The sequence below is a fragment of the Pseudomonas sp. 02C 26 genome (assembly GCF_002843585.1).
In the GTDB taxonomy this organism is placed as follows: Bacteria; Pseudomonadota; Gammaproteobacteria; order Pseudomonadales; family Pseudomonadaceae; genus Aquipseudomonas; species Aquipseudomonas shirazensis.
This window is the reverse complement of record NZ_CP025262.1, coordinates 4,232,982-4,246,642: the sequence shown is the minus strand read 5'-3', so window position 1 is coordinate 4,246,642 and position 13,661 is coordinate 4,232,982. Positions and strand designations below refer to the sequence as shown.

The window sequence follows — 13,661 nt, the reverse complement described above, 5'->3', positions numbered from 1 at the left end:
CTTACTCTTAATAAATCACTTTAACTTCGGTCGCTATCTGACTGAGTTCACACATTTTTTGCCCGCCATTTTTCCTTCTTTTTATCTTCCTTCATCTCTTTGTTGAGCTAAATCTCCGCCGTGTAAGGGATTTCCCTATGAGCGCGCCTTGACGGTGTACCGGGCGGATTCCTATAGTGTGCGCAAGTGGCAGAAAGTGGGTTGAAGTGGGTTTTCTGGCCCAAAAACGATAACATTGTGGGGAATCGCAGCCGTGTTCCGCGGAGCCAATGCCGTCAGCCTTGATGCAAAGGGCAGACTCGCCATGCCGAGTCGGTACCGTGACGAGTTGGATTCGCGTTGCCAGAGCCAGTTGATCGTGACCATCGATGCAGTCGATCGCTGCTTATGTGTATATCCCCTCGATGAGTGGGAACAGATAGAAGCCAAGTTGCGTGCCTTGCCGTCGTTGCGTGAGGAAAACCGCCGCCTGCAGCGCTTGCTGATCGGTAATGCGGTAGACCTGGAGCTCGATGGCAGTGGCCGTTTTCTGGTACCGCCGCGCCTGCGTGAGTACGCCAATCTGGACAAGAAGGCGATGTTGGTGGGGCAGCTGAACAAATTTCAGCTGTGGGATGAGGATGCCTGGAACGCGGTTTCGGCAGACGATCTTGCAGCTATTCAACAACCGGGCGCTTTGCCTGACGAATTGCGTGACCTGATCCTGTGACCATAGATAGCGGCTTCAACCACATCACCGTGCTGCTCGACGAAGCTGTCGAGGCACTGGCCCTGCGCGCCGATGGCTGCTACCTCGATGGTACCTTCGGCCGCGGTGGCCACAGCCGCCTGATCCTCAGCAAGCTGGGGCCGCAGGGGCGGCTACTCGGGTTCGACAAAGACCCACAAGCGATTGCCACGGGGCAAGCGCTGGCGGCCGAAGACGGCCGCTTCGTCATTGTGCAGCGCAGCTTTGCCGAGCTGGGCGAAGAAGTCGCCGAGCGCGGCCTGGCCGGCAAGGTCAGCGGCGTGCTGCTGGACCTGGGCGTGTCTTCACCGCAGCTTGATGACCCTGAGCGCGGCTTCAGCTTCCTCAACGACGGCCCGCTGGACATGCGCATGAACCCTGCGCAAGGCATCAGCGCCGCCGAGTTCATCGCCACCGCCCCGGCTGAAGAGATCGCCCGCGTATTTAAGCAGTACGGTGAAGAGCGCTTCTCCGGGCGTATGGCCCGAGCCGTGGTCGAGCGCCGCGAAAAGCAGCCGTTCACCCGCACGGCCGACCTGGCTGAAGTGCTCAAGGTCGCCAACCCGGCCTGGGAAAAGGGCAAGAACCCCGCGACCCGCGCCTTCCAGGGCCTGCGCATCCACGTCAACAACGAGCTTGGTGACCTGGAGGCGGGCCTTGAGGCTGCGCTGGATGCCCTGGAGATCGGTGGCCGCCTGGTGGTGATCAGCTTCCACTCGCTGGAAGACCGCATCGTCAAACTGTTCATGCGCAAGCTGGTCAAGGGCGAGGCGGACAACCTGCCGCGCAACCTGCCCGTGCAGCACACCGTCTTTGAGCCGAAAGTGCGCTTGATCGGCAAGGCGCAGTTCGCCTCCGAAGCCGAGCTCAAGGCCAACCCCCGTTCACGCAGCGCAGTCATGCGCGTTGCGGAGAAGCTCCGTTGAGCAAGCTCTTCGCCAAGCCATTGCCCGGCGGCAGCTCGCTGATGCTGCTGCTGTTTATCGCTGTGCTGGTTTCAGCGGTGGCGGTGTCCTACAGCGCGCACTGGAATCGGCAATTGCTCAACACCTTGTTTGGCGAACTGAACGAGCGTGACAAGGCGCAGGCAGAATGGGGCCGGCTGATCCTTGAGCAGAGCACTTGGACTGCCCACAGCCGCATCGAAAGCCTGGCCAGCGAACAGCTGAAAATGCGTGTTCCGGCCGCCGACGAAGTGCGGATGGTGGCGCCATGATGAAACTCGAAGGCGCACTCTACCCTTGGCGCTTCCGCGTCGTGATCGGCCTGCTGGCACTTATGGTCGGTGCCATCTGCTGGCGCATCATCGACCTGCAGGTCGTCGACCGTGCCTTCCTCAAGGGCCAGGGCGACGCCCGCAGCCTGCGCCACATTCAAATTCCGGCACACCGCGGGCTGATCACTGACCGTAACGGCGAGCCATTGGCGGTCAGTACGCCAGTCACCACGCTGTGGGCCAATCCCAAGGAAATGCAGGCGTACAAGGAGCGCTGGGCGCAACTGGCGGCTGTGCTTGGGCAAAATCCGCAACAACTGACCGAGCGCCTCACCCAGCAGGCCAACAAAGAATTCATCTATCTGGTGCGCGGGCTTACCCCTGAGCAAGGCCAGCAGGTGCTCGACCTGAAAGTGCCGGGTGTGTACGGCCTCGAAGAGTTCCGCCGCTTCTACCCGGCCGGTGATGTCACCGCGCACATGGTTGGTTTTACCGACCTTGACGACCACGGTCGCGAGGGTGTCGAGCTGGCCTATGACGAATGGCTCGCCGGTGTGCCTGGCAAGCGCCAGGTGATCAAGGACCGGCGTGGCCGCTTGATCAAAGACATTCAGGTCACCAAAAACGCCAAGGCCGGTTCGACCTTGGCGTTGTCGATCGACCTGCGCCTGCAGTATCTGGCTACGCGCGAACTGCGCAACGCCATTGCCGAGCAGGAAGCCAAGGCCGGCAGCCTGGTGATCATGGACGTCAAGACCGGCGAAGTGCTGGCCATGGTCAACCAGCCTACCTACAACCCGAACAACCGCCGCAGCATGGTCCCGGCCGCGATGCGCAACCGGGCCATCATCGATGTGTTCGAGCCGGGCTCGACGGTCAAGCCGCTGTCGATGAGCGCTGCACTGCAGAGCGGCCGCTGGAAACCGACCGACAAAGTCGAAGTGTATCCGGGCAGCCTGCAGATCGGTCGCTACACGATCAAGGACGTTTCGCGCAGCGAGGGCCCGGTGCTCGACCTGACCGGGATCCTGATCAACTCCAGTAACGTCGGCATGAGCAAGATCGCCTTCGACATCGGCGGCGAAGCCATCTACCGGGTGATGTCGCAGCTGGGTCTGGGTCAGTACACCGGCCTGGGCTTCCCTGGCGAGCGCGTCGGCAACCTGCCTAACCACCGCGAATGGCGCAAGGCCGAGACGGCGACCCTGTCCTATGGCTACGGCCTGTCCGTGACCGCATTGCAGCTGGTACACGCCTACGCCGCACTGGCCAACGACGGCAAGATGGTGCCGTTGAGCATCGTCAAGGTCGACAAGACCCCTGACTTCACCCAAGTGGTGCCCAAGGAAACCGCCGAGACCATCCAGGGCATGCTCCAGCAGGTGATCGAAGCCCCGCGCGGTGTCTACCGCGCGCAGGTGCCGTTCTATCACGTTGGTGGCAAGTCCGGTACGGCGCGTAAGGCCACCGTCGGCTCCAAGGGCTACACCGAAAACGCCTACCGCTCGCTGTTCGCAGGCTTCGGCCCGATGAGCGATCCGCGTTACGCCATCGTCGTGGTCATCGATGAGCCGAGCAAAGGCGGCTACTTCGGTGGCCTGGTCTCGGCACCGGTATTCAGCAAAGTCATGTCCGGGACCCTGCGGTTGATGAACGTACCACCAGATAACCTGCCACCGCCTGCACCCGTTGCGCCTGCCGTACCGGCGCAAGTGAATGCCGCCGTAGCCAAAGGAGGGCGTGGTTGATGACGATGCCATTGAGCAAGCTGTTTGCCCATGCCAGCCGCGATCCGATGATCCGCGAGTTGACCCTGGACAGCCGGGCCGTGCGCCCGGGCGATCTGTTCCTGGCCGTGCCAGGTGCGCTGGTCGATGGTCGTGACCATATCGCCGACGCCTTGCAGCGCGGCGCGGCTGCCGTCGCTTATGAAGAGCAGGGCGCCACCGTGCTGCCGCTGACCGACGTTGCACTGATTCCGGTCAAGGGCCTGATCGCGCAGCTGTCGGAGATTGCCGGGCGTTTCTACGGTGAACCGAGCCGTCAGCTCAACCTGATCGGCGTCACCGGCACCAATGGCAAGACCAGCGTGACCCAGTTGCTGGCGCAGGCGCTGGACGCCCTCGGCCAACGCTGCGGCCTGATCGGCACGCTGGGCACCGGTTTCTCCGGCGCGCTGCAGAGCGGCCGCTTGACCACGCCTGACCCGATTGCAGTACAGGCAACCCTGTACGACCTGAAAAAAGCCGGCGCCAAAGCCGTGGCCATGGAAGTGTCGTCGCATGCCTTGGAACAAGGCCGCGTTGCCGCCCTGGCCTTCGACATCGCCGTGATGACCAACCTGTCCCGTGATCACCTCGATTACCACGGCAGCATGCAGGCGTATGAAGCGGCCAAGGCCAAGCTGTTTGCCTGGCCGAACCTGCGTAGCCAGGTGGTCAATCTGGATGATGAGTTCGGGCGGCGGCTGGCCGAGGACTTTGCTCGCAAGCCAATCGCCGATCACGTCGAGACTCGCTTGCTCAGCTACAGCCTGGAAAATCCAGAAGCTTCGCTGTACTGCCGCGAAGCCAAATTCGACGACGACGGCGTGCGTGCGGTGCTGGTTACGGCACAGGGTGAAAGCATACTGCGCAGCCAGCTGCTCGGTCGCTTCAACCTGAGCAACGTGCTCGCCGCAATTGCCGCGCTGATGTCGCTGGATTATTCGCTGGACGAAATTCTCAAGGTCGTGCCAACCCTGCAAGGGCCGGTCGGCCGTATGCAGCGCTTGGGCGGCGGTAATAAACCGCTCGTGGTGGTCGACTACGCGCACACCCCGGATGCCCTTGAAAAAGTACTCGAAGCCCTGCGTCCACACGCCCACGGCAAACTGCTGTGCCTGTTTGGTTGCGGCGGTGACCGTGACCGCGGCAAGCGCCCGTTGATGGCTGAAGTCGCCGAGCGGCTGGCTGACCGCGTGTTGGTCACTGACGACAATCCACGCACTGAAGAGCCTGCGGCCATCTTCGACGATATTCGCCCGGGCTTTGCCAAACCGGCAGAAGTCAGCTTCGTCGCTGGCCGCGGCGCCGCTATCGCGCAGTTGATCGCCTCTGCTGCGGCCGACGACGTGATCGTGCTGGCCGGTAAAGGCCACGAGGACTATCAGGAAATTCACGGTGAGCGCCATGCGTTCTCCGATCTGGTTGAAGCCGAGAAAGCCCTGGCAACCTGGGGGAGCCCACATGCTTAAGCCCTTGAGCCTGAGCCAACTGACCGCAGCGCTGCAGGCGCGCCTGGTTGGCAGCGATGTCAGCTTCGATGGCGTCAGCATCGACAGCCGCAGCGTCGGCGCCGGCCAACTGTTCGTTGCCCTTACCGGCCCGCGCTTCGATGGCCATGATTACCTGGCTGATGTACAGGCCAAGGGCGCCGTCGCGGCGCTGGTCGAACGTGAGGTCGAAGGCGTCGATCTGCCGCAACTGGTTGTCGCTGATTGCCGTGTGGCGCTGGGTCAACTGGGCGCGCTCAACCGTGCCGGGTTCGACAAGCCAGTAGCAGCCATCACCGGCTCCAGCGGCAAGACCACTGTGAAAGAGATGCTTGCCTGCATCCTGCGCACCCGTGGCCCGGTGCTGGCGACCCGCGGCAATCTCAACAATGATCTGGGTGCACCGCTGACCCTGCTGGAAATCGCCAGTGAGCACAGCGCGGCAGTCATCGAACTGGGTGCGTCGCGCCTTGGCGAGATTCGTTACACCGTTGGCCTGACCCAGCCTCAGGTGGTCATCCTCAACAACGCCGGCACCGCCCACGTTGGCGAGTTTGGCGGCCCGGAAAAAATCGTCGAGGCCAAGGGCGAGATCCTTGAAGGCCTGGGCGAGGGCGGCACTGCGGTGCTCAACCTGGACGACAAGGCGTTTGCCATCTGGCACAAACGTGCTGGCGACAAACGCGTGCTGAGCTTCGCCCTGAACAACCCGCAGGCGGATTTTTACGCCAGCGATATCGGTCGCGATGCCCGTGGCTGCCCGGCGTTCACCTTGCATAGTGCCGCCGGTTCGGTGGCGGTGCAGTTGAATCTGCTCGGCACCCACAACGTCAGCAACGCCCTGGCTGCAGCGGCTGCCGCCCATGCTTTGGGCGTGAGCTTGCCCGGTATTGCCGCTGGCCTGAACGCGGTGCAGCCAGTCAAGGGCCGTACGGTCGCGCAGATCACTGCCAACGGCGTGCGCGTGATCGACGACAGTTACAACGCAAATCCCACCTCGATGTGTGCGGCCATTGATATACTCGCCGGCTTTTCCGGGCGCACCGTTCTGGTGCTCGGGGATATCGGCGAACTGGGTCAATGGGCGCAGGAAGGCCACCAGCTGGTGGGCGACTACGCACGCGGCAAGGTCGATGCCTTGTACGCGGTAGGTAGCAACATGACTCATGCGGTCCGGGCGTTTGGCGCCGAAGGCCGACATTTCGCAACTCAGGCTGAGCTGATCGACGCTGTTAGCAGCGAAACCGCCAGCGACACCACAATCTTGATCAAGGGCTCGCGCAGCGCTGCGATGGAAAACGTCGTGGCTGCACTGTGCGGTGTCAGCGGGGAGAAACATTAATGCTTTTGCTGTTGGCTGAGTATCTACAGCAGTTCCATAAAGGCTTTGCGGTCTTCCAGTACCTGTCCCTGCGCGGGATTCTGGGTGTTCTGACTGCTTTGTCGCTGTCGCTGTGGCTGGGCCCCTGGATGATTCGCACCCTGCAGATCCGTCAGATCGGCCAGGCAGTGCGCAACGATGGTCCGCAATCGCACCTGTCCAAGTCGGGTACACCGACCATGGGCGGCGCGTTGATCCTGTCTGCAATCACCATCAGTACCTTGCTTTGGGCTGACCTGAGCAACCGCTACGTGTGGGTCGTGATGATCGTCACCCTGTTGTTCGGCGCGATTGGCTGGGTCGACGACTACCGCAAGGTCATCGAGAAAAATTCGCGTGGCCTGCCAAGCCGCTGGAAGTACTTCTGGCAATCGGTGTTCGGCCTGGGCGCGGCGGTGTTCCTCTTCATGACCGCGCCGACCAGCGTCGAAACCACCTTGATCGTACCGTTTGCCAAAGACGTCACCATCGCCCTGGGCATCGGTTTCGTGGTGCTGACCTATTTCGTCATCGTCGGCTCGAGCAACGCGGTAAACCTGACTGACGGCCTCGACGGCCTGGCGATCATGCCAACGGTCATGGTAGGCGGCGCGCTGGGGATCTTCTGCTACCTGTCGGGTAACGTGAAGTTCGCCGAGTACCTGTTGATCCCTTATGTGCCAGGCGCTGGCGAGCTGATCGTGTTCTGCGGCGCGTTGATCGGTGCCGGCCTGGGCTTTCTCTGGTTCAACACCTATCCGGCTCAGGTGTTCATGGGCGACGTCGGCGCACTGGCGCTGGGCGCTGCCCTGGGCACCATCGCCGTCATCGTTCGGCAGGAAATCGTCCTGTTCATCATGGGCGGTGTGTTTGTCATGGAAACCCTGTCGGTGGTGATCCAGGTCGCCTCCTTCAAGCTGACCGGCAAGCGGGTGTTTCGTATGGCGCCGATTCACCACCACTTTGAACTCAAGGGTTGGCCCGAGCCACGGGTGATTGTCCGTTTCTGGATCATCACCGTGATTCTCGTGCTGGTCGGCCTTGCCACCCTGAAGCTGAGGTAGATGAGCGTGTCATTGATCGCTTCCGACCAATTCCGCATCGTTGTCGGCCTCGGCAAGAGCGGCATGTCCCTGGTTCGCTTCCTGGCGAGCCGGGGCATTGCTTTTGCGGTCGCCGACACGCGCGAGCAACCGCCGGAACTGGACACCTTGCGCCGGGACTACCCGCAGGTGGAAGTACGCTGTGGTGAACTGGATGTCGACTTCCTCTGCCGCGCCAACGAGCTGTACGTCAGCCCGGGCCTGGCACTGGCGACGCCTGCCTTGCAGGCTGCTGCCGCGCGCGGAGTAAAGTTGTCTGGTGATATCGAGCTGTTTGCCCGTAACGCCAAGGCGCCGATCATCGCGATCAGCGGCTCCAATGCGAAAAGCACGGTGACAACGCTGGTGGGCGAGATGGCGGCCAAGGCCGGCAAGCGTGTGGCGGTTGGCGGCAATCTCGGTACGCCGGCGCTGGACCTGCTCGACGACAGCATCGAGCTGTACGTGATGGAGCTGTCCAGCTTCCAGCTGGAAACCACTGACCAGCTCAACGCCGAAGTGGCCACCGTGCTCAATATCAGCGAAGACCACATGGACCGCTACAGCGGCCTGCCGGCCTATCACCTGGCCAAGCACCGGATCTTCCGCGGTGCCCATCAGGTTGTGGTCAACCGTCAGGACGCGCTGAGCCGGCCACTGCCGGTTGAAGGCCGGCCATGCTTCAGCTTTGGTTTGAATACGCCGGACTTCAAGGCTTTTGGCCTGCGCGAAGTCGATGGCGAAAAATACCTGGCCTTCGAATTCCAGAACCTGCTGCCGGTGCGCGAGCTGAAGATCCGTGGCGCGCATAACCAGAGCAATGCGCTGGCCGCACTGGCCCTGGGGCATGCCGCGGGCCTGCCGTTCGAGCCGATGCTTGCAGCGCTGCGCGAATTCGCCGGCCTGGCGCACCGCTGCCAATGGGTTCGCGAGCGCAACGCTGTCAGCTGGTACGACGACTCCAAGGCGACCAACGTCGGGGCGGCCCTGGCCGCCATCGAAGGGCTGGGCGCCGACATCGACGGCAAGCTGGTGCTGATCGCCGGCGGCGACGGCAAAGGCGCTGACTTTGCCGCCTTGCGCGAACCCGTTGCACGCTACTGCCGTGCAGTAGTGTTGCTGGGTCGTGACGCCCAGCGTCTGGGTCAAGCCTTGGCCGAGCAAGTGCCGCAGATTTACGTCAACACCCTTGATGAAGCTGTGCTGCAGTGCGCTGCGCTGGCGCAGCCCGGCGATGCCGTGCTGCTCTCGCCAGCCTGTGCCAGCCTCGACATGTTCAAGAACTTCGAGCAACGCGGGCAGCTGTTCGCGCAAGCGGTGGAGGGCCTGGCATGATCTTCGGCATCCTCAAACCGTATCCGTCGCCACTGATCAGTGGCCGTGGCATCGACCTCGATTTCGCTTTCCTTGCCGGCTGCCTGGCATTGCTGGGCCTGGGCCTGGTGATGATCACCTCGGCCTCGTCGGAAGTGGCTGCGGCCCAGTCGGGCAACCCGCTCTACCACATGTACCGCCACCTGGTGTACGTGGCCATCGGCCTGGCCGCCGGCGGCGTGACCATGCTGGTGCCGATCGCGACCTGGCAGCGCATGGGTTTCATGATGCTGATCGGCGCCTTTGGCTTGCTGGTGTTGGTACTGGTACCCGGTATTGGCCGTGAGGTGAACGGTTCGATGCGCTGGATTGGTTTCAGCTTCTTCAACGTGCAGCCGTCGGAGATCGCCAAGGTCTTCGTGGTGATCTATCTGGCTGGCTACCTGGTACGCCGTCAGCAGGAAGTGCGTGAAAGCTGGATGGGCTTCTTCAAGCCGTTCATCGTGCTGTTGCCGATGGCCGGGCTGCTGCTGATGGAGCCGGACTTCGGCGCCACTGTAGTGATGATGGGCGCGGCTGCCGCGATGCTGTTCTTAGGCGGGGTGGGGTTGTTCCGCTTCTCGCTGATGGTGGTGCTGGCGGTGGTGGCCGTGTTCGTCCTGGTGCAGGCCCAGCCGTATCGGATGGCGCGGCTCATCACCTTTACCGACCCGTGGTCCGATCAGTTCGGTTCCGGCTACCAGTTGACCCAGGCGCTGATCGCCTTTGGTCGCGGTGAGTGGTTGGGGGTTGGCCTGGGCAACAGCGTACAGAAGCAGTTCTACCTGCCCGAAGCGCATACCGACTTCGTCTTCTCGGTACTGGCTGAAGAGCTCGGCGTGGTCGGCACCCTGTGCACCGTGGCGCTGTTCGTGTTCGTCACCGTACGTGCCTTGTACATCGGCCTGTGGGCCGAAAAGGCCAAGCAGTACTTCGCTGCTTATATGGCGTTCGGCCTGGCATTCCTGTGGATTGGTCAGTTCCTGATCAACATCGGCGTGAACGTCGGCCTGCTGCCGACCAAGGGCCTGACCCTGCCGTTTCTCAGTTACGGCGGCAGCTCGCTGGTGATTTGTTGCGCCTGCGTCGGCTTGTTACTGCGCATCGAGTGGGAGAGTCGCACCCACCTGGGCAGCGAAGAGCATGAATTCAACGAAAGCGATTTTGCCGAGGAGACCAGCAATCATGGCCGCTGACGGTAAAAACGTACTGATCATGGCCGGCGGCACCGGTGGCCACGTGTTCCCGGCGCTGGCCTGCGCCCGCGAATTCCAGGCGCGCGGCTATGGCGTGCACTGGCTGGGTACCCCGCGCGGCATCGAAAACGAGCTGGTGCCACAAGCGGGTCTGCCGTTGCACCTGATTCAGGTCAGCGGCCTGCGTGGCAAGAGCAAGCTGTCGCTGCTCAAGGCGCCGTTCACCCTGATCAAGGCCGTACTGCAGGCGCGCAAGATCATCGCCCAGCTCAAGCCAGTGTGCGTGATCGGCTTTGGTGGCTATGTCACCGGCCCCGGCGGCGTCGCTGCCAGGCTGTGCGGCGTGCCACTGGTGATTCACGAGCAGAACGCCCGCGCCGGCACTGCCAACCGTCTGTTGGTACCGCTGGCTGCGCGGGTCTGCGAAGCCTTCCCGGACACCTTCGCCGCCAGCGACAAGCGCCGTACCACGGGTAACCCGGTACGTCCGGAGCTGTTCCTCGAGGCCCAGCGCGCCCCACTCGGCGAGCGCCGGGCACGGCTGTTGGTGCTGGGCGGCAGCCTGGGTGCGGAACCATTGAACAAATTGCTGCCTAAGGCCCTGTCGGAAGTAGCCCCTGAGCTGCGTCCGGAAGTGTTCCACCAGGCTGGCAAGCAACATGCGCCGATCACCGCCGAGCGTTATCGCGAGGCTGGCGTCGAGGCGCAGGTCGAGCCGTTCATCAAGGACATGGCCCATGTGTACGGCTGGGCCGATCTGGTCGTGTGCCGGGCCGGTGCCCTGACCGTCAGCGAACTCGCGGCGGCAGGCCTGCCCTCGATGCTGGTGCCATTGCCGCACGCCATCGACGACCACCAGACCCACAATGCCCATTATCTGGCCCGGGAAGGCGCTGCCTTCCTGCTGCCACAAGCGACAACTGGCGCAGCGCAACTCGCTGACCGCCTGAACGAGGTGCTGATGCAACCCGAGAAACTCAACACCATGGCCGGCACCGCACGGCGCCTGGCCAAGCCTGCTGCAACCAGCACCGTAGTCGATATCTGCCTGGAGGTGGCCCATGGTTGAAGCGCAGAAAGCCATGCCGCAACCAAAGATGGGCCGTATTCGCCGTATCCACTTCGTCGGTATCGGCGGTGTGGGCATGTGCGGCATTGCCGAAGTCCTGCTCAACCTGGGCTATGAAGTGTCTGGCTCCGACCTCAAAGAGTCGCCGGTCACCCAACGCCTGCAGTCGTTCGGCGCACAGATCTTTGTCGGCCACCGTGCCGAGAACGCCGCCAATGCCGATGTGCTGGTGGTGTCCAGTGCGATCAACCCGGCCAACCCGGAAGTCGCCACTGCGCTGGAGCGTCGCATCCCGGTAGTACCGCGTGCGGAGATGCTCTCCGAGCTGATGCGCTATCGCCATGGCATTGCCGTGGCCGGTACCCATGGCAAGACCACCACCACCAGCTTGCTGGCCTCGGTGTTCGCCGCCGGTGGGCTGGATCCGACCTTCGTCATCGGTGGTCGTCTGACCGCAGCGGGCACCAATGCCCAGCTCGGCGCCAGCCGTTACCTGATTGCCGAAGCAGATGAAAGCGATGCCAGCTTCCTGCACCTGCAACCGATGGTTGCCGTGGTCACCAATATCGATGCCGACCACATGGCCACCTACGAAGGCGACTTCAACAAACTGAAGAAGACCTTTGTCGAGTTTCTGCACAACCTGCCGTTCTACGGGCTGGCAGTGATGTGCCTGGATGACCCGGTGGTGCGCGAGATCCTGCCGCTGGTGAAGCGTCCGACCGTGACCTACGGCTTCAGCGATGAGGCGGACATCCGCGCCATCAATGTGCGCCAGCAGGGCATGCAGACCCATTTCACCGTGCTGCGTCGCGACTGCGAGCCGCTCGATGTGTCGGTCAACATGCCTGGCAACCACAACGTCCTCAACGCGCTGGCGACCATTGCCATCGCCACTGACGAAGGCATCAGCGATGCCGCCATCGTTCAGGGGCTGTCGGGCTTCCAGGGGGTCGGTCGACGCTTCCAGGTGTATGGCGAACTGCCGGTCGAAGGCGGCGACGTGATGCTGGTCGACGACTACGGTCACCACCCAACCGAAGTGGCTGCCGTGATCAAGGCCGTGCGCGGCGGCTGGCCGAGCCGGCGCCTGGTGATGGTCTATCAGCCGCACCGCTATAGCCGCACCCGTGACCTGTATGACGACTTCGTTCAGGTCCTGGCCGACGCCAACGTGCTGCTGTTGATGGAAGTCTACCCAGCCGGTGAGGAGCCGATCCCGGGCGCCGACAGCCGTCAGCTGTGCCACAGCATCCGCCAGCGTGGTCAGCTCGACCCGATCTACATCGAGCGCGGCGTCGAGCTGGCGCCGTTGGTCAAGCCCCTGCTGCGTGCCGGCGACATCCTGCTGTGCCAGGGCGCCGGTGACATTGGTGGCCTCGCCCCACAACTGATGAAGAGCCCGCTGTTTGCCGGTGCCGTCGCCAAACAGGAGAAGCCACAATGACCGCCACTTACGCCCAACTGCACTCGACGCTCGACGTCACCGCCTTTGGCCGCGTAGCGGTGCTGTACGGTGGCAAGAGCGCCGAGCGCGAAGTGTCGCTCAAATCCGGTGAGGCGGTAATCGGCGCGCTGCAAAGCGCCGGTGTCGACGTCGTGGCCATCGATGTTGGTGATGATCTGCTTGAGCGTCTGCAGCGCGAGAAGATCGATCGCGCCTTCATCATTCTGCACGGCCGTGGCGGTGAAGACGGCAGCATGCAGGGCCTGCTCGAGTGCCTGGGCATTCCCTACACCGGCAGCGGCATCCTTGCCTCGGCGCTGGCCATGGACAAGTTGCGCACCAAGCAGGTGTGGCAGAGCCTGGGTATTCCAACCCCGCGTCATGCGGTATTGGCGACTGAACAGGACTGTATTGCAGCCGGTACGGAACTGGGCTTCCCATTGATCGTCAAACCGGCCCATGAAGGCTCAAGTATCGGCATGGCCAAGGTGAACAGCACGCAAGAGCTGGTCGCCGCCTGGCAAGACGCCGCCAAGTACGACTCGCAAGTCCTGGTCGAGCAATGGATCCACGGCCCGGAGTTCACCATCGCCGTATTGCGTGGCCAGGTGCTGCCGCCGATCGCCCTCGGTACGCCGCATGTGTTCTACGACTACGACGCCAAATACATCGCCAATGACACCCAGTACCGCATTCCGTGCGGGCTGGACAGTGCCAAGGAACAAGAACTGATCGATCTGACCGCGCGCGCCTGTGATGCCATCGGCATCGAAGGCTGGGGTCGGCTGGATGTAATGCAGGACGAGCAGGGCTGCTTCTGGCTGCTCGAAGTAAACACCGCGCCAGGCATGACTGATCATAGCCTGGTGCCCATGGCGGCCCGCGCGGCCGGCCTGGACTTCCAGCAGTTGGTGCTGGCGATCCTGGCTGCCAGCGTCGAGACGCGAGGTTAATCAGC

General features: G+C 62.7%; 12 protein-coding genes. All 12 read left to right on the top strand.

The window, feature by feature from the left end; translation table 11 throughout:
- Nucleotides 1-253 precede the first annotated feature (253 nt).
- The 12 genes from mraZ to CXQ80_RS19290 are packed head-to-tail and all read left to right on the top strand — an operon-like array spanning nt 254 to nt 13,656.
- A complete protein-coding gene (gene mraZ, locus CXQ80_RS19345) occupies nt 254-709 on the top strand; it encodes a division/cell wall cluster transcriptional repressor MraZ (protein WP_101321998.1) in 456 nt (151 codons plus the stop codon).
- On the top strand, nt 706-1,653 hold the full coding sequence (gene rsmH / locus CXQ80_RS19340) for a 16S rRNA (cytosine(1402)-N(4))-methyltransferase RsmH (RefSeq protein ID WP_101321997.1): 948 nt from the start codon (nt 706-708) through the stop codon (nt 1,651-1,653). Before mraZ ends, rsmH begins: the two co-directional genes overlap by 4 nt.
- Nucleotides 1,650-1,943, top strand: a complete 294-nt coding sequence (ftsL, locus tag CXQ80_RS19335) for a cell division protein FtsL (RefSeq protein ID WP_101321996.1) — start codon at nt 1,650-1,652, stop codon at nt 1,941-1,943. Before rsmH ends, ftsL begins: the two co-directional genes overlap by 4 nt.
- A complete protein-coding gene (locus CXQ80_RS19330; protein WP_178080843.1) occupies nt 1,943-3,691 on the top strand; it encodes a penicillin-binding protein 2 in 1,749 nt (582 codons plus the stop codon). Before ftsL ends, CXQ80_RS19330 begins: the two co-directional genes overlap by 1 nt.
- Nucleotides 3,691-5,178, top strand: coding sequence for a UDP-N-acetylmuramoyl-L-alanyl-D-glutamate--2,6-diaminopimelate ligase (locus tag CXQ80_RS19325; RefSeq protein ID WP_101321994.1), 1,488 nt, complete (start codon nt 3,691-3,693; stop codon nt 5,176-5,178). The genes CXQ80_RS19330 and CXQ80_RS19325 overlap by 1 nt, the downstream gene beginning before the upstream one ends.
- Nucleotides 5,171-6,538 (top strand): UDP-N-acetylmuramoyl-tripeptide--D-alanyl-D-alanine ligase, encoded by a 1,368-nt coding sequence (gene murF / locus CXQ80_RS19320; protein WP_101321993.1) that lies wholly within the window; start codon nt 5,171-5,173, stop codon nt 6,536-6,538. Before CXQ80_RS19325 ends, murF begins: the two co-directional genes overlap by 8 nt.
- A complete protein-coding gene (gene mraY, locus CXQ80_RS19315; RefSeq protein WP_101321992.1) occupies nt 6,538-7,620 on the top strand; it encodes a phospho-N-acetylmuramoyl-pentapeptide-transferase in 1,083 nt (360 codons plus the stop codon). Before murF ends, mraY begins: the two co-directional genes overlap by 1 nt.
- Nucleotides 7,621-7,626: 6 nt before the next feature.
- Nucleotides 7,627-8,973 (top strand): UDP-N-acetylmuramoyl-L-alanine--D-glutamate ligase, encoded by a 1,347-nt coding sequence (gene murD / locus CXQ80_RS19310; protein ID WP_101323099.1) that lies wholly within the window; start codon nt 7,627-7,629, stop codon nt 8,971-8,973.
- Nucleotides 8,970-10,187: a putative lipid II flippase FtsW gene (gene ftsW / locus CXQ80_RS19305; protein ID WP_101321991.1), complete on the top strand. Its 1,218-nt coding sequence runs from the start codon at nt 8,970-8,972 to the stop codon at nt 10,185-10,187. The genes murD and ftsW overlap by 4 nt, the downstream gene beginning before the upstream one ends.
- Nucleotides 10,177-11,256 carry an undecaprenyldiphospho-muramoylpentapeptide beta-N-acetylglucosaminyltransferase gene (gene murG / locus CXQ80_RS19300; protein WP_101321990.1) on the top strand — a complete coding sequence of 360 codons (1,080 nt, stop codon included), beginning with the start codon at nt 10,177-10,179 and terminating at the stop codon, nt 11,254-11,256. Before ftsW ends, murG begins: the two co-directional genes overlap by 11 nt.
- Nucleotides 11,249-12,703, top strand: coding sequence for a UDP-N-acetylmuramate--L-alanine ligase (murC, locus tag CXQ80_RS19295; protein ID WP_101321989.1), 1,455 nt, complete (start codon nt 11,249-11,251; stop codon nt 12,701-12,703). The genes murG and murC overlap by 8 nt, the downstream gene beginning before the upstream one ends.
- Entirely contained in the window at nt 12,700-13,656 is a 957-nt protein-coding gene (locus CXQ80_RS19290; RefSeq protein WP_101321988.1) for a D-alanine--D-alanine ligase, read from the top strand. The genes murC and CXQ80_RS19290 overlap by 4 nt, the downstream gene beginning before the upstream one ends.
- Nucleotides 13,657-13,661 lie beyond the last annotated feature (5 nt).

What these genes read in the sequence shown, in the direction of transcription:
- CXQ80_RS19330 (WP_178080843.1), top strand. Translation starts at nt 1,943, where the DNA reads ATGAAACTCGAAGGCGCACTCTACCCTTGGCGCTTCCGCGTCGTGATC.
- CXQ80_RS19325 (WP_101321994.1), top strand. Translation starts at nt 3,691, where the DNA reads ATGACGATGCCATTGAGCAAGCTGTTTGCCCATGCCAGCCGCGATCCG.
- murF (WP_101321993.1), top strand. Translation starts at nt 5,171, where the DNA reads ATGCTTAAGCCCTTGAGCCTGAGCCAACTGACCGCAGCGCTGCAGGCG.
- mraY (WP_101321992.1), top strand. Translation starts at nt 6,538, where the DNA reads ATGCTTTTGCTGTTGGCTGAGTATCTACAGCAGTTCCATAAAGGCTTT.
- ftsW (WP_101321991.1), top strand. Translation starts at nt 8,970, where the DNA reads ATGATCTTCGGCATCCTCAAACCGTATCCGTCGCCACTGATCAGTGGC.
- murG (WP_101321990.1), top strand. Translation starts at nt 10,177, where the DNA reads ATGGCCGCTGACGGTAAAAACGTACTGATCATGGCCGGCGGCACCGGT.
- murC (WP_101321989.1), top strand. Translation starts at nt 11,249, where the DNA reads ATGGTTGAAGCGCAGAAAGCCATGCCGCAACCAAAGATGGGCCGTATT.
- CXQ80_RS19290 (WP_101321988.1), top strand. Translation starts at nt 12,700, where the DNA reads ATGACCGCCACTTACGCCCAACTGCACTCGACGCTCGACGTCACCGCC.